The organism is Spirochaetota bacterium (genome assembly GCA_038043445.1).
GTDB lineage: Bacteria > Spirochaetota > Brachyspiria > Brachyspirales > JACRPF01 > JBBTBY01.
The window spans coordinates 16,104-32,284 of the sequence record JBBTBY010000013.1; the positions used below are offsets into that span (position 1 = coordinate 16,104).

The 16,181-nt window shown below is 55.1% G+C and carries 13 protein-coding genes; 10 read left to right on the forward strand and 3 right to left on the reverse strand.

Annotated elements, in window-relative coordinates:
* Nucleotides 1-42 precede the first annotated feature (42 nt).
* The 3 genes from AABZ39_01795 to AABZ39_01805 all read right to left on the reverse strand — a co-directional run bounded on the left by AABZ39_01795 (nucleotide 43) and on the right by AABZ39_01805 (nucleotide 2,391).
* Nucleotides 43-621 carry an RlmE family RNA methyltransferase gene (locus AABZ39_01795; GenBank protein MEK6793481.1) on the reverse strand — a complete coding sequence of 193 codons (579 nt, stop codon included), beginning with the start codon at nucleotides 619-621 and terminating at the stop codon, nucleotides 43-45.
* On the reverse strand, nucleotides 618-2,090 hold the full coding sequence (locus AABZ39_01800) for a tetratricopeptide repeat protein (protein ID MEK6793482.1): 1,473 nt from the start codon (nucleotides 2,088-2,090) through the stop codon (nucleotides 618-620). Before AABZ39_01800 ends, AABZ39_01795 begins: the two co-directional genes overlap by 4 nt.
* Nucleotides 2,091-2,166: 76 nt before the next feature.
* Complete coding sequence (locus tag AABZ39_01805) at nucleotides 2,167-2,391, reverse strand: hypothetical protein (protein ID MEK6793483.1); 225 nt, start codon at nucleotides 2,389-2,391, stop codon at nucleotides 2,167-2,169.
* Between the two features lie 80 nt (nucleotides 2,392-2,471).
* On the opposite strand from AABZ39_01805, the gene AABZ39_01810 reads away from it, so the two are divergent.
* The 10 genes from AABZ39_01810 (at nucleotide 2,472) to AABZ39_01855 (ending at nucleotide 16,136) form a co-directional block, all read left to right on the forward strand.
* Entirely contained in the window at nucleotides 2,472-3,362 is an 891-nt protein-coding gene (locus AABZ39_01810; GenBank protein ID MEK6793484.1) for an AraC family transcriptional regulator, read from the forward strand.
* A 141-nt stretch (nucleotides 3,363-3,503) separates the two neighbouring features.
* Nucleotides 3,504-4,412 carry a M23 family metallopeptidase gene (locus AABZ39_01815; protein ID MEK6793485.1) on the forward strand — a complete coding sequence of 303 codons (909 nt, stop codon included), beginning with the start codon at nucleotides 3,504-3,506 and terminating at the stop codon, nucleotides 4,410-4,412.
* Between the two features lie 9 nt (nucleotides 4,413-4,421).
* The gene (locus AABZ39_01820; GenBank protein MEK6793486.1) at nucleotides 4,422-4,556 is read left to right on the forward strand and encodes a hypothetical protein; all 135 of its coding nucleotides are present in this window, start codon (nucleotides 4,422-4,424) and stop codon (nucleotides 4,554-4,556) included.
* Nucleotides 4,556-7,147, forward strand: a complete 2,592-nt coding sequence (locus tag AABZ39_01825; protein ID MEK6793487.1) for a pitrilysin family protein — start codon at nucleotides 4,556-4,558, stop codon at nucleotides 7,145-7,147. The genes AABZ39_01820 and AABZ39_01825 overlap by 1 nt, the downstream gene beginning before the upstream one ends.
* Before the next feature lie 112 nt (nucleotides 7,148-7,259).
* Complete coding sequence (locus AABZ39_01830; protein MEK6793488.1) at nucleotides 7,260-7,763, forward strand: CarD family transcriptional regulator; 504 nt, start codon at nucleotides 7,260-7,262, stop codon at nucleotides 7,761-7,763.
* Between the two features lie 24 nt (nucleotides 7,764-7,787).
* Complete coding sequence (locus AABZ39_01835) at nucleotides 7,788-8,783, forward strand: PIN domain-containing protein (GenBank protein MEK6793489.1); 996 nt, start codon at nucleotides 7,788-7,790, stop codon at nucleotides 8,781-8,783.
* 27 nt (nucleotides 8,784-8,810) lie between these two features.
* The gene (locus AABZ39_01840; protein MEK6793490.1) at nucleotides 8,811-9,698 is read left to right on the forward strand and encodes an inositol monophosphatase family protein; all 888 of its coding nucleotides are present in this window, start codon (nucleotides 8,811-8,813) and stop codon (nucleotides 9,696-9,698) included.
* Nucleotides 9,623-10,933, forward strand: coding sequence for an acyltransferase domain-containing protein (locus tag AABZ39_01845; GenBank protein ID MEK6793491.1), 1,311 nt, complete (start codon nucleotides 9,623-9,625; stop codon nucleotides 10,931-10,933). The genes AABZ39_01840 and AABZ39_01845 overlap by 76 nt, the downstream gene beginning before the upstream one ends.
* A 754-nt stretch (nucleotides 10,934-11,687) precedes the next feature.
* A complete protein-coding gene (locus AABZ39_01850; GenBank protein MEK6793492.1) occupies nucleotides 11,688-14,924 on the forward strand; it encodes an Ig-like domain-containing protein in 3,237 nt (1,078 codons plus the stop codon).
* 21 nt (nucleotides 14,925-14,945) lie between these two features.
* A complete protein-coding gene (locus tag AABZ39_01855) occupies nucleotides 14,946-16,136 on the forward strand; it encodes a PorV/PorQ family protein (protein ID MEK6793493.1) in 1,191 nt (396 codons plus the stop codon).
* The last annotated feature ends 45 nt before the right edge of the window (nucleotides 16,137-16,181 follow it).

A 16,181-nucleotide genomic window follows, 5' to 3' on the forward strand; every position in this document is an offset into this window, starting at 1 on the left:
ACCGCCTTATAAGTATCGTCAATTAAGGAAGGATTTTTTAATTCAGGTATGGAATGCCCGGCAGCAGAGAAAGAGCTCACGGCTTTCCTCACGCGAGCTTTTCGGCTTGAAATTCGCTACAGTTGCGAACATCGCCTTCAGTTCGGTGCGGTATGCGGTAAGGTCGGGACCATCGAACACCTTGATGAAAAAGTGGCCGCCTCGCGAAAGGAGCGCGGGCAGCGCGCGTGTTATCACCCGGCAGAGATTGATAGAGCGATAATGGTTCGCCTCGGGGTCGGCGATGGTGTTCGCCATGGCATCGCTTATCACCGCGGAAAACAGCCCCCCGCGGACGAGCGATGCGGCGTCGATCGTTTTGATATCGCCCTGGATGAACGTGAAATGCGGATGACTGAACTGTACGGGGAGTATATCGATGCCGGTGACCGAACCGGTGGTGATGACCGATCGCGTCAGGAACTGGCTCCACGACCCCGGTGCGCAGCCGACATCAAGAACACGGTCGGCAGGGCGTATGAATGAGAACTTCTCAAGCGCTTCCGAAAGCTTGTACACCGAGCGGGCAAGATACTGTTCCTCTTTCGCCTTCCGGAAATACCGGTCGCGAACCTCTTTCAATTCTCCGTCCCCTCGGCCTCGTTCTCTTCCTTGAGCTCTTCCTCGTGGGCTTCGTCACGGTCGGGCGTTGTTATCGCACTGCCGCTCTCATCGAGCTTCACCTGCTGCGCCTTCTTGAGGAGCGACTGGAGGCCCGAACCGTCGATGAGATCGATAGGGCGCGAGGTGGCGAATGCCAGGGCCTGGTCGGAGAATTTCGCGGGTGAAATGAACACCGCGCGGCTGATATTGTTCTTTTTCGCGATATCGAGGATCTGCCGTATCTCGGGCTCCTGCACCTTCTGCGTCTCCCGCCGGATACGGATGATGCGATTGAGCAGTTTCGCGTTTCGCCACTTGACCTCGTCGGCCTCCGTCGCGTTGATGACCGCATCGCCGTTCATCTCGAAGCGCATATCGAGTATCTTGAAGCCCATGACCGCAACGAGCTTTCTGACAAGCTCTTCGAAACGATTATTGGACGCCGTGAGATAATCCTTCATGGCATCGTCATGGCGCAGGCTCGCATAGGTAGTGAGCTTCTCGGCGACATCAAGATACCCGGCGCGTATGGCGTTGATCTTCTCCCACTGCTCGATGGCGGAAATAAGATCGCGCGTTTCCTCGAAGCATTTCGCGAGCGCATACCGCGTGGCGATGCTCACGTTGTCGTCCCCCGGGAGTCCCGCAAGTCCGCGCTCAAGTTCGACGATCGCCTTGAGATAATTCCCGATCTCGATGAAGCACAGCCCGCGTTCAAGGAAGGCCTTGCGTTTGAGATCGTTATCGCGCAGCGCAAGCTCGAATTCCTCGAGCGCCTTGAGATAGTCCTTCCCGTTGCGGTAGAGCTTGCCCAGATGATAATGGAGCAGCGGGTTCTTCGGATCGAATTTGAGCGCCTTGATGAGAAAGTCGAGCGCCTCGACCTCTTTGCCGGAATTGAATTTCGCCAGCCCGAGGTACATGAATGATTCGCCGAACTGGGGATTGATCTCGATAGCCTTGGCAAGATACCCGCACGCATTATCGTAGTTGCTGCTTTCGTAGTATATCTTCCCGATGAAGAAATACGGCTCGTGGCTGTTGGGGTCCACCTTGGCGAGGATGAGATATTCCTTAAGCGCGTCCTCGGTCTTGTTGAGCGTAAGCAGTACCTTGCCGAGCTTCTTGCGCAGCTTCACCTCGAACTGCAGGCTCTCGCTTTTCGTATCGCGGAGCGCCGCGCGGTATTCAACGATCGCCATGGCGAGATTGTCGGCACCCGAATGGCAGTCGCCGAGGAGCGCATGCAGCTGTCCGTAAATGCCGCTGTTGCCCTTCTGTGCGAGCATGTTCTTGATGATGCGTATGGCGTTGGGATATTGTTTGTTCTCGACGAGCTTCTGCACCGCCGATATCTGCTGGGGCATGTATATCATGCGGAAGATATAGTAGACGATGACCCCGAGCAGAAAGAGGACTACGGTCGTCATGACGGCGAGTTCGATCATACCATCTCGCTCCTTGTGCTCCAGTATACAGCAAACCGGAAAAAATGAGAAGCGCTGAGGCGGAGCCTCAGCGCGCTCATTTCCCGTCCGGCTTGCTCCCGATAAGGGTGATATTGATGCTCACCTGATATCGTTCATGGCTTTCGGGATTCTCCACTTTATCGCCGGCATAGAATCCGATGGACCCGGTGGAGAACACCTTCTCCTGGGCCAGTATCGTTTTCCATTCCCTGCCGTCGGGGTCGCGGACGATTATCGACAGATGCTTCGGTGCGTTCGGATCGCGTTTTTTCGGTTCCATGGGACATCCTTTTGTCTTTGTCCTATCCTATCGTATTTTCCGGCCATTGTAAACCGTACGGCATTTGATATACTCTCCCCATGGATTTCCTTCCGGACGACCAGAAGAACACGTTCCTTTCCGAAGCGCTCTCTCGCCAGCGCGTCATCGATCTTGACGGCATCGCCGTGACGATAGCGCTTTTCCATCAGCGCACGAGCACGCCGAACGAGGCGACAGCGTTCCATACGCATGAATATCACGAGTACAGCTTTGTGCGCAGCGGCAGCATCTGCTACGAGATCGAAGGCGAACGATGCGAGCGCAAACCCGTCGAGACGATATTCATCCCTGCCGGGAAACGTCATCGCTGGATGACAGGTCCGATACCCGTCGTACTTGACGGCTTCATGCTCTCGATAGCCGCGCCGCCGCCGTATCGTTCTTTCGTCGCTTCGATCTCCGCGCTCGCGAAAGAATCGCACTACCGGATGCGATCGCCCGCCGCCGTGCTCCCGGAAATAGACCGCGAGATAGAGGGGAACGCGCCTTATGCCCGCCGGCGCGTCCATGCCCTCGTGACCGATATGATATACTGGCTGTTCCGGGAGAATTTCACCCGTGCGCTGGGCGCATCCGCTGCCGCACCGCCGTCGGTAAGCTCACGCAGGGAAATGGCTCTTTACACAAAAGCGCTCGCTTTCATCTCGGCACATATCTCCGAACCCATTACCCCCGCGCGTGTAGCATCCGAACTGGGGTTTTCGGCGCGCTATATCAACCGCATATTCAATCGCTTCGCCGGCATGTCCTCCGGCGAATATATGCGCGAAATGAAGCTCGGGCGTTCATTTGTCGCACTGTCCGGAACATCGCGGGCGAGCATCGCCGAGGTCGCCGCGTCCATCGGCATGCGTGATGTATCGTATTTCACCCGGCTTTTCCATAAGCGGTACGGCATGTCCCCCCGCGATATGCGCGATGCGGTCTAGCACATCGTTCTAACGGCACGTATACGCGCGGTACGCGGCGGCTGAAAACCCCGAAAAAGTCTTGACAGCAGGCTAAAAAACATTTATCATGGGACCGATAATAGTAATAAGGTAGAAGACGCGGGAGCGCATACGTCACGAATGAAACTGAAAGAGAAGATACGGGAAACACTGCGGAAGGTGGATGCCAAGGGCCGCGAACGCATTACGGTCATGTTCGTCCCCCATTCGCAGAAGAAGATACGCAGTTTCCATATCTCGTATTATGCCATCTTTGCCGCCGTCGGCATCGTCTTCGTCGTCTCCTTTTTTTCGTTCTCGCTTTTGACCGGTAAATCGATGAAAGAGAACGAACGCGCCTTCCTCTCGCGACGCATCGACGAATCGAAATATCAGCTCTCGGTCATGCGGGAGAAGGTGAAGGAATTCGTTTCGCAGACGAGATATCGCGACGATCTGAAAAGACTTTTCGTGTCCGCGGGTTATATACGCCCCGGGGATTCCATTCTCGCCATCGGCGGCGGTGAAGAGGATGTCCCGTTCTCTGTTTCCGCAACGAATGAAACCTCAGGCGCCGAGCTCATCGAAATGGAAAGCGTCGTCAATGAGCTGTCCTTAAGCCGCCGCTATCTCGATAAACTGCAGCAATTCCTCAAATCGCGAAAATCGTTCGTCGACTGCATACCGAATCTCTGGCCGCTCACGCCGGGCAACGGCGTCATCGTCAAGCGCTACACGGACCGCGACCCGTATGCGGACCGCGGGCTGTATCTCGGTGTCATCGCCGGCACACCGGTACGCGCCGCAGCAGGCGGCACCGTCATCGAGGTCGGCCCCGACGGGGACGACGGTACTCGCGTCGTCGTCATGCATCCCTATGGTTTCAAGACATTGTACCGCGGCTTGGGCCGCGTTGATGTAAAATCGTCGCGCCAGGTGGCAAAGGGTGAAGTGATCGGTCTTGCCGGCGCGGGACGGCCGTTCTTATATCAGCTCATGGTCGCAAGCACGCTTGTCGACCCGGAGACGTTCATATCAGGAAATTATTAGGGGGGGAGCATGCCTTTTAAACTTGACGGCGCCAAATTCAACACGATAGAAGAGTTGAAGGAAGCGCTCTACCCATTGTATGCCGACAAGATGAGCAAAGAGGAATTCGATAAATTCGTCGAAGAGCACGCGGAAAGAACGTAGTGCTCCGTCTTGCCGCCGTTCTCACGGCATTTATCGCCGCATCGTTCGCCGCCCCCTCGTATCACGTATCGAACGCGGTCATTGCGGGCGCATCGCAGACGACGCTTGAGAACGGACTTACCGTCATCATCCATGAGGATTTCCGCTCGCCGCTCGTCGCGGTGCGCTGTTATGTGCTCACCGGATCGATACACGAGGACACATGGCTCGGTTCCGGGCTGTCCCATTTCTTCGAACACGCGCTCTTCCTCGGCACGACATCGCGCCCCGATCAGCGTCGCATCGCCGCGGACATAGAATCCCTCGGGGGCGGCAATTTTAACGCATATACGACGATAGACCACACGTGCTATCTGTTCACCGTGAGCGCCAACGGCTGTGAAGAAGGGTTATCGATACTTGCGGACATGATCGGCAATTCGGTGTTCCCGGCCGCTGCGGTCAAAGCGGAGCAGGGGACGATACACAAGGAAATGGCCATGGGCGAGGATAATGCCGACCGCGTGTTCTCCCGCTTCTTCAGCCGCTCGTTCTTCACCGAAAGCCCGTACCGCTATCCGGTCATCGGTTACCGTGACATCTATGACCGCCTCACCACGAACGATATCCACGCGTATTACCGTACACGATACGTCCCCAACAATATGGTACTTGTCATCGCCGGCGGCATCGCCCGCGGGAAGGCGCTCGAAGCGGCGAAGAAGACGTTCGGACCGCTTGCACGCAAACCGATCAGGGACCTCTATGTGCCGGATGAGCCGCCGCATACCGCACGGCGGGAATTCATCGATCGATCGCGCGTGACGAAAGTGCCCATGGTGGAGATCGGCTTTCAGACAGTGAGCGTGTTCCATGAGGATATGTACCCGCTCGATCTCCTCGCATCGATATTGTCCGAAGAGAACATCGGCATCCTTGAAAAGGAGCTTGTCGAGAAGAACATAGCATACCGTGCCCAAGCGCAGTCGTGGACACCCCGTTCACGCGGCGTCTTCAGCTTCTACGCGGAGCTCATGCCGGAACGGACGTACGCTGAATACGAGCGCGCTGTTTTCAGCATCATCGAAAAGATCGGCAAGGGACTCCCGGCGGGGGTGCTCGACCGGGCGAAAAACACCGCTATCGTGCATGCGATACGCTCGCGAGAGAGCGTCGACGGCATTGCCGGTGCTCTCGGCGGGAACTATATATGGGCCGGCAATCCATTGTTCGACGAGACGTATCTCAACGGCATCGTACGTGTGACCGCTGATGATATCGCACGTGTGATAAAGCGCTATTTCGTGAAAGAGAAAGAGACGCTGGTAGCGCTTCTCCCTGCCGGGACCGAAGAGAAAACGAAACGGGTGGAGACCGCGGCGGCGGCGGAACGCGCCGTGACGGCGGTGCTGCCGAACGGGATGACCGTGGTCGCGCGGCGTACACCGGCACGGACGATAAGCGCCGCGGCGCTCTTCCGCGGCGGTCTTGTCGCCGAGGATGCATCGAATAACGGCATTCACAACCTGCTCGCGACGACGATGGCGCGCGGGTCGGTATCGTTCCCGAAGGAAAAACTTTTTTCCGCGCTCAATTCCCGCGGGGGGACGCTTACCGGCGAGAGCGGTAATTACTACTGCGCGCTCAAGGTAAAAATGCTCGCTGCGGACGCCCGCGAGGCGCTCACGATACTTGCATCCGCCCTCCGCGAGCCGACGCTTACCGAGGAAGAGATAGGCCTTGTGAAAAAAGAGGCCGAGCATTCGCTCAAGCGCTCCGAACGTGATGCGTTCTATCAGGGCGGCATGCGTTTCCGTTCGCGCATCTACGCGGAACACCCCTATGCGCGGCCCTCGCTCGGAACGACGAACACCATCGCACGCATTACGAGGAACGATGTCGTGTCGCTCCACAAAAAGGCCGTTACCGGGAAGAACATCGTACTCGCCATCGCCGGCGATATGCCGTCCGATGCGCTTATCAGCATGGTGCGTGCCGCGTTCGGGCCCATCGCCGCCGGTATGGTGAACGAACTGTCATCGCTCCCGACGCCGGAGATGCCAACGAGGACGTTCGCCGAGCCGATGCCCGGTTTTGCGCAGAGCATTGTCAATATCGGTATGCCGGGCCCGCATCGCTACAGCCCCGATTATTATCCTGCCGAAATACTCTGTAATATCCTTGACGGCATGGGCGGACGTCTTTTCACCGCAGTACGGGGCGATAATTCGCTCGCGTATTCGGTGGGGTGCTATCAGAGTCCCAAGCTCGGGAGCGGTGTCATAGTGCTCTATGCCGCTGTCGAGGCCGCTGAAAAAAAAGCGCCGCTTGCCGCCTCTCTCATGCAGAGCGAACTTGACCGTCTTATGAAGTCCATGAGCGACGGCGAACTCACTCGTGCCAGGAATATCGCCGTTACGGAAATGGACCGCGGACTGCAGGATACCGCATTTGAAGCGTTCGAGCTCGCGCTCAGGGTATATTGCAGCGCCGACCCCAACGACCTCTACCGAAGCAGGGAACTGTTCGAGAAGGTCACCCGCGATGACCTGGCCGCCATGTATAAGCGGTATTTCGGGGGCCGTATACAGGTCATTGCCGGCGGGGAATAGCCGTCGAAATAGCGCCCCGCGTTGCCTTGTTTTTTTATCAATGTGTGCTATAATCCGGCTTGAATGGACACAATGAATACGTTATCATCTCTCATGCTATACGGGAATATACATGTTTAAAAAGAAGGCCTATGTCGTGTATCCCATGTACGGGGTGTGCAAGGTCGTTACCTTTGAAAAACATAAATTCGACGATAAGAACATCGACTTTTATGTGCTCGAATGCGAGATGGAAAATATCGTATTGAAGGTCCCCGTCGACAGCGTAAAGACCATGGGCATACGGAAGATCATAAGCCGCGCCGAGGCGAGTGAATTCCTCAAGATGCTCCAGCGCAAACCGACGGACATCGAGGACAATTGGAAGATACGCTATCAGGAGAACGTCGATAAGCTCAAGACCGGCCGCATCAAAGAGGCCATCGAGGTCGCTCGCGGGCTTTTCATCCGCAATCGTTTCAAGGAACTGTCTTCGTCCGAAAAGCGTCTGTACGAGAAAGCGTATCAGTTCATCGTCGATGAGATAAGCATTGCCCTCAAGAAGGACAAGGAATTCATCGAGGACATCGTTTCCAGCGCACTTGAGAAATCGGCGAAAAAATTCGAACACCGCTGACGCGGTCGTTATCCGGAGCATCCTATGTGGCGTATCCTTGTACTTGCAGCGGCAGCCGTTACCATAGCCGCTGTCGATCAATTCGTTCTCTATCCTGTTCATGCTATCGTGTTCGGCATGTGCGCCCTTGTTCTCTTCGCCGGGGAATTCTTCGTCTTCCGCCGGTCGCATGCGCGCGACATCATACTCGGCGCCTGCGCGATATTGCTCACGCTCGTCTTCTATCTCCTCGCCTCCGCGGCGGTGACCGCCGTATTCCCGGGCATAGAATCCTGGGCGCGCTTTGTTCTCTTTTTCGGCATCGCCTATCTTGTCTTCGGGGCATCGATAGCGATCTCTCCCGAAGTGGGGCGTTTTGTGGCGAGGCTTTCCGGTCAGGATGCGGCGAAGGAAGCGAAGATCGTCGATACGAGCGTTATCATTGACGGGCGCATCGCCGTTATCGCGGAAACGGGTTTCATCGAGGGCACGCTCGTTGTCCCCGCGTTCGTCGTCAAGGAGATGCAGTACTTGAGCGACAGCGCCGATCCGCAGAAGCGCATACGCGGCCGCCGCGGGCTCGATATACTCAACAAGATGAAATCGTCGAAAAAGGTGCCGGTGCTCATCTCGGACATCGATTATCCGAACATACGCGAGGTCGATCTCAAGCTCCTTGAGCTCGCGAAGGCGATGAACGGCAAGGTGATAACCAACGATTACAATCTCAACAAGGTCGCATCCATACACGACGTCGAAGTGCTCAATCTGAACGATCTTGCCACGATGGTGCGCTCCGATGTACAGTCGGGCGATGTCATCAAAGTGGAGCTCATACGCGCAGGCACCGATAAGAACCAGGCCGTCGGTCATCTCGAGGACGGCACCATGGTCGTCGTCGAGAACGCGGACCGGAGCATCGGCAAGACCGTGGATGTGCGCGTACAGACGGTGCGCCAGACATCGGCGGGAAGGATGCTTTTCGGTGAGCTCAATCATGCCGGCGGCGGCGGTGGAAAACCTTTCCGCGGACGCAGATAAGCCGTCATCACGCGCATGCCAGAGCACATGCCAACGCACCTGCTTTCATCAAAAGACCTTGACCGATTTTTAAATGTCGCCGCTCGCGCAGCGGTACGCGCCGGCACAGCCGCGCACAAACGTTTCGGAAAGGCACGGAACATAAAGCGCAAGGGCGCCATCGATCTTGTCACCGAGGCGGATAAAGCGGCGGAGAAGCTCATACGCGCTGCCATCGAGAAAAAGTTCCCCCATCATTCGTTCTACGGCGAGGAATCGGGCCGCGATCTGCGTACATCGGAATTCGTCTGGGTGGTAGACCCCATCGACGGCACGACGAATTTCGTTCACGGCTATCCGTTCTATGCGGTATCGATAGGACTTGTCTTTCAGGGCGAGACCGTTCTCGGCTGCGTCTATGAGCCGCTCACCAAGTCGCTCTATACCGCTCATACGAAAGCGTCATCGAAAAAGAACGGGCGTGTGATACATGTTTCACGCACGGCACGGCTCATCGATTCGCTCATGATTACCGGCTTCTATTACAATGTAATGGACAACACCGGCTACGACAATATGCTCGAGTTCAATCGCATCGTGAAATGCACACAGGGCGTTCGCCGCGACGGTTCGGCCGTGCTCGATCTCTGCCGCGTGGCCGAGGGCGCGGTTGAAGGATTCTGGGAATATTCGCTCGCACCGTGGGATGTCTGCGCGGGGGGCATCATCGTCCAAAAGGCCGGCGGTACGGTGAGCGGGCTTGACGGAAAGCCGTACGATATTCATTCACGGAAGTGCATTGTCGCGAGCAACGGACGCGTGCACGGGAAATTCATCCGTGCGTTGAAAGGACGCTCGGCATGGCATCCGTCATCGGTGCCGTCCGGAAAGCGGCCGTCGGTCAATATCATCCCCTGCGCCGGTACGCGAACATGATGAGACGACCGGGCTTTTCCTCTGGAAGGAATGATATGACATTCGACGAGATCAAAACCACATTCGGTCTTACCGACGGTCTTCGCGACGGCTTCGATGCATCGATGACAGCACTTCATGAAGCCGATGCTTTCCTCGATAAAGGATCCGTTGCGGCGAACACCGCACGCCTCACCATGAGCGACGAGATCGCGAAGCTTATCATCGACAGCCTCGTGCTTTTTGATGATGTCCGTGCGAAGGCGCTTTTCTGGCATTGTCGGCGGCGCATTGCATCCGGTGAACGGGGCGATCACAACCGATGGGGCGTGCCCTCCGGCGGGCCGAATGCATCGATGCTCTACGCATTCGTCGTGCTTTCCTTTGTGCCCGATACGTTCGCATTGCATGCGCGCCGCGGCATACCCGAGGAGATCACACGCGATACGCTCGCCGATATCGAGCGCTGGATACACACGGAAAAAGAGCGGCACGGTGCCTTCGGCTTCCGCGAGGTCGGCTGGCTGTGCAATCATATAACGGGAAAGCTGTTCGCACTCGGTCGCCTGCAGTTCCTGATGGAACATTTCTCCTTCGACGATATCATCCTTCACCGTAGGGACGGCTCGGTGACCGTGCTCGCACCTGCGGGAATGAAGTACCGCGCCGACGGCCTCTACGACGGCACGAACGGCATCATCGATGCGAATGCGAGGACAACGGTCTTTCGCGAGAGCGAGAAAGCGTTTGAAGGCAACGTCATTCTGCCGACAGGGCGTATCACCGACACCGTCGCAGTTCTTCCGAAGAACGAATATCGCCGCGTCGTATCCAAAGGGGATAATGCGCTGAGCTTCCACATCCCCGCAAGCGGGCCGATGGACCATGGGGCCTGCGGCGCATCGTTCGCGCGTGCAAATGAATTCTTTCCAAAGTATTTTCCGGAGTACGGATCAAAAGCGTTCTTCTCGACGTCGTGGCTCTATGACGGCGAGCTTGAAAAAGTGCTTCCGCCCGCGGCCAACATCGTGAAATTCCTCCGCGAGTTCTATCTTCTTCCGCTCGAAAAGGCGAATGACGATCAGATGTTCGAGCGCGTCTTCCTCAAGCGCTATGAGCATATCGAGGAAGCCCCGCAGACGACGTCCGTGCAGAAAGCCATCGTCGCGCACATGAAGGGCGGCGGGTACTTCCGGAGCGCGAAGGCGATACTGCTTCCGGAAGATGACAGATGGGATACGCCCTATAGGAAATAAAATGGCGGTCCCGGTTTCGATCATGGAGCCGAAGCCCAAGGCCGCCCAGCGAATTATTGAAAGAACCGACCACGAAAGGCACGAAAGGGGAGGGGGAATCAATGATTATTTCCCTTTTCGTTTCTTTCATGGTTCAATTCCCATTATTTTCATCGCACCTGTTCTTCTGCAAAGCCCGCTGTGCCTGAAATTCATGATCACGGTATTAATAAGGATATTCTGTTAACCTTCGGGTATTAGTGTAAATAATATTGACAATATTACATGGTTTCAATATACTGTTAGACAGCCCTCGAGGTGTGCATGCCCGGTATTCTGTGTTCTGTTGGAGACATCGTTTTTCATCTCTGTGGGGGGTGTCGTGTATCACGGCGGATGATCCCATCCGAATTTTCGTTACGTCATCATTAGGAGTCATGTCATGAATCGCAACAAAATTTTCGCGTCGATCACCACATTGCTGCTTTTCGCCACCACTGCTGTCGCAACCGACATAGTGTCGAATGGTGGTTTCGAAAAGGCGACGTGGGAAACGACAGATTGGTTCTCAAATGTGGGAGCGACGATTTCGGGTTCTCGCATGGGCCGGTCGAGCTTGTTTTCAAAGAACGGCGGTTTTTCATATTGGATATCAAATGCCGTACAACCGGCAGGGACGATGCATTTTCAGTCCAGAACTAACGCTGCCTCCGCAGCAACAGGATACAGTTTTTCAGCGTGGATATTGCGTAAGAACTACGGCGGAGGGGGTCAATTGCAGGGAAATTTGCGGGTCAATTGGCTCACGGCTGCTGATGGGGCCAATGGAAGCGCCACATTGTCGCTTACCGGTCTGGCAGATGGTGTGTGGTCGAATGCCAGTAATGTGATCACAAGTCCGGCAGGCACGGCGAAGTTTTATATCACCGCTGAACCGCGACAAGTCCCCGCCAACGGAGGAAAGGTAATATTTTTTGACGACATAACCTTGATCAACGGCATACCGCCGGTTGTAACATTGCTCAGTCCGCTCAATAATACCACGGGCGTTCTGGTGACGGCGAATATCGTTCTGACTTTCAATGTGGCTGTCGCGAAGGGCTCGGGCTATATTTATATTCGAAAATATATGGATGACAGTATTGTGCAGACAATTGATATAAACGATGCAACTCCGGGCGTTATTACCATGGGCGCGACGAGCGTTACCATCAATCTTCCCGCCGATCTTGCATCAGCAACACAATACTATGTTACGGTTGACAGCGGGGCTATAAAAGACACACAGGCCGTGCCGATCGATTTTCCCGGTATATCATCAAAAACAACGTGGAGATTTGTAACTACGGATGCTGTCCCTCCAACAGTGACCGCGCTCAGTCCTACGAACGGTTCATTAAATATCATGCCGAGCAGGAGCCTTGTCCTCACCTTCGATGAAAGTGTAGCGAAGGGGGCGGGGAGCATCCTTATCAGGAATTATGTCGACGATACGACGATTCTCACGATACCCGTGACTTCCCCGGAGGTCACCGTATCGAACAATATCGTTACCATAAATCCGACGAATGATATTCTTGAAACAAATGTATATGTGAACATCCCTGCCGGCACTATACGAGACCTTTCAGCGAACAACCATGCTGGTTTCCTGGTGAAAACGGATTGGAACTTTCAGGTCTTCGACGGTGTTGCACCGACAGTAACAGCGATAACTCCGCTCAACGGGGCGCTCGGCGTTGCCACCGCCAGCACATTGCAATTGGTTTTTACTGAGAATGTACAAAAAGGTACGGGGAATATTTACATAAAGAATTCTTTAGATGACAGCATCACCCATACCATCGATGTGACAAGCGGCAGCGTTGTAATCGCCAACACGGTTGTGACGATAACGCCGCCGGGCGGACTGCTCGTGGATAAGCAATACTATGTTACGATAGACGCTACCGCGATAAAGGACTTTGCCGCTGTCGCCAATTTTTATTCAGGTATAAGCGGTAAGAACAGCTGGATGTTCCTGACGACCGGCGCGACCGCCCCTGGGATACTGTTACTCAGCCCTGCGGATGAGGCGGCCGGTGTATCGTCCGAGGCGAACCTTGTGATCGCATTCGATAAGAACATATGCCTGTATCCCGGTGATGACGCAAGCGGAACCTATCGGTATTTTTCGATCTATCAGACGGCAGGCCCGACGCTGCTTCAGCAGATCAAGTCCAGTGATGTTGTTATTTCAAATAATGCCATTTATATCAACCCTCCCAGCAACCTTCCCGAGGGAGCGATATATGTGAACATTGATTCCGGAGCGATAAGCAATCTCAGTCAAATGGCGTACGGGGGTATATTGAATAATACGACGTGGAATTTTACCGTCGCAGATACAACACCACCGACCATTTTCATACTGAATCCGCCGAATAATTCGGCAGGTTTCAACCTGACTGCAGATATTGAAATAACATTTGATGAGGCTATACAAAAGGGAACGGGGAATATATACATCAAGAAATATTCCGATGACAGCATGGCACAGACAATCGATGTTGCCACTGCAGCGGTGACGATAGCAGGGAATAAGGCAACCATCAATCCACCGAGCGATCTTATCGCCGGTGTGCGCTACTATGTGACCATGGACGCAGGCGCTATAAAAGATACCGCGACAACGCAGAATAATTACGGCGGGATAAGCGCAAAAACCGTGTGGTCATTCGTCGCTGCGGACACGACCGCGCCGACGGCGACCGCATTCTACCCATTGGACGGTGCGAGTGCCGTCGTGCCGAGCACGCCGCTCGCTATTTCCTTCAGTGAGGATATTCAAAAAGGATCGGGCTTTATCCAGATAAAACGCTCGAACGACAATGTGCTTCTCTTGGCGATCGATGTGCAGAGCACGAACGTGCTCGTAGCATCGAATGTCGTGCTCATCACGCATCCATTGTCCATCCCCGATACGAACGTGTATGTGAATATTGCCTCCGGCGTGATACAGGACCTTTCGGCGAATGAATATGCAGGGGTTACCGGTACTACGGATTGGGATTTCAGCATTCTTGATAATTTTGCTCCGGTGGTAACTGCGTATACGCCGACGAACACACAGATCGGCGTTTCTGTCGGTGAATTTCTCCGGCTTACATTCGATGAAATAGTGCAAAAAGGGGCCGGCAATATCTATATCAAGAATTTCGCGACCGATGCGGTGACACATACCATCGATGTGACGACGGCGAATGTCGCCATCGCCCTTAACAGGGTGACGATAACGCCGCCTGGCGGACTTGCGACGAACATGAAGTATTATGTGACCATCGATGCCGGCGCGATAAAGGATATGGCGAACGCGGTCAATAATTACGGGGGTATAAGCTCGAAGAGCGTGTGGTCGTTCGAAACACCCGATACATTGCCTCCGACCGTGCAGAGTCTTTCACCGACCAACGGCGATCGCTACGCGGGCATGTCGTCGAATCTCATCATGACGTTCGTTGAGCCGATACTCTGGGCCGGCGGGAGTGATACGATCACGATAAAGCGTTTCATTGATAATACAACACTTTACACGTTCACGAACAATGATCCGTCGGTTGTTATCAGCGGGAACGTCATCAGCATTGATCCGTCCGCCGAGCTGCCGAGGGAGAATCTATATGTCCTTATCGGGCCGACACTTCTCGTGGACAGAAGCGGCAACCTGTATGACGGCATAGCTGCAAATAACACATGGCAATTCACCGTGGGGGAGGCGATCTCCACCAACCGCGGAGTGCCATATAACACCATAACTCGAAGGACGGATGCATCGGTGCGCTTCAATAATCTTGTTGCCGGCGACGAGATATGGATATACTCGGCGAGCGGATACAAACTCGCCACTGTGCCGTATGTGGCCGCAACGACGTACTGGACGATACCGGCGAATTTAAGCTCGGGCGTCTATATCGTGAAGATACGCAACAGCGGTGCCTTTGTCGGTTCGTATAAAATAGTGATACTGCGGTAACCAGGGAGAAAGGATAGTACCATGAAAATAACAAAGATATTCTGCATCGCAGCGATCGCGTTATCACCCGTTCTCGCGCAGTTCACCGGCACCGGCGTTACGGCGCTTTCCATTGCACCCGACGCGCGCTCGGCGGGACTGGCGGACGCCAATGCAACGTTCTCGGGCACGTTAAGTTCGATATTCGGGAACCCGGCAGGGCTCTCGTCGATGAAAGGCATGCAGATCGCCGGACAATATACGATGCACATCGAAGGCATGCATTACGGCAATGTGTCCTGGGGTATGCCGCTGCCGTTCGGTGCGATAGGGGTGAATGTCATCGGATTCACTTATGGTGACATACCGAACTATGTCGAAGGCGTGCTTTCCGGATCGCTTATGCCGTTCGATGTGGTCGCCAATATCGGATACGCTGTCCCGCTCAGTTTCGCCCCCATTCTGTCGAACCTGTCGGCAGGCATAGTCGCCCGGGTGATGATGGAAAGCCTCGGGCCGACGTATCAGGGATTCGGTTTTGCCGGCGATGTGGGCATACTCTGGCGCGGCATTGTGGGCGCGTTCGTCAACAATGAATGGCTGAACGGCATAGACTTGGGCGTGGTCGCGCGCAACCTCGGCGTAGGCCCCGCCTTTGATGGCGGCAAGGCGGTCACCCTTCCCATGACCATAGCCATAGGCCTCGGCTATACCCTGCCGCTTCGCGACAATGCGGGACAGTTCGCATCGTTCCGCATCCCCATCGATGTGCTGCCGATTTCGGAAATAGGTTTCGATATGCGCTACGGCGTGGAATTCTCCTACGAACGATTGCCCCTCGGCATGAAGATATCCGCACGCGCGGGCGCCGGTCTCCCCTACGCGGGCGACATACTCGGCACGCTCCGCTTCGGTGCGGGCTTTGAGATACTCGGCATCGCGATACAGTATGCCTTCGTGAACAAGGCCGACCTCGGAGCGGACCATGCCATCGGGCTCTCATACCGCTTCGATACCGTGCCGCTTGAAGCGCCGAAAGCCGTCGATACAAAGCCTGTGGATACCAAACCCCTCGATACGAAACCGGCGGATAAGGCGGGGGTCAAGCCGCTGGATACAAAACCGGTCGATGCGAAGCCCGTGACGACGCCGGTGAAACCCGTAACGACGACACCGGTAAAGCCGGCGGATACGAAACCGGCGACAACAACTCCGGCGAAGACAGGGAAATAGTTACGTGGATTGACTCGGGTCTAAAAAAAGCTAATAGGATGAAAT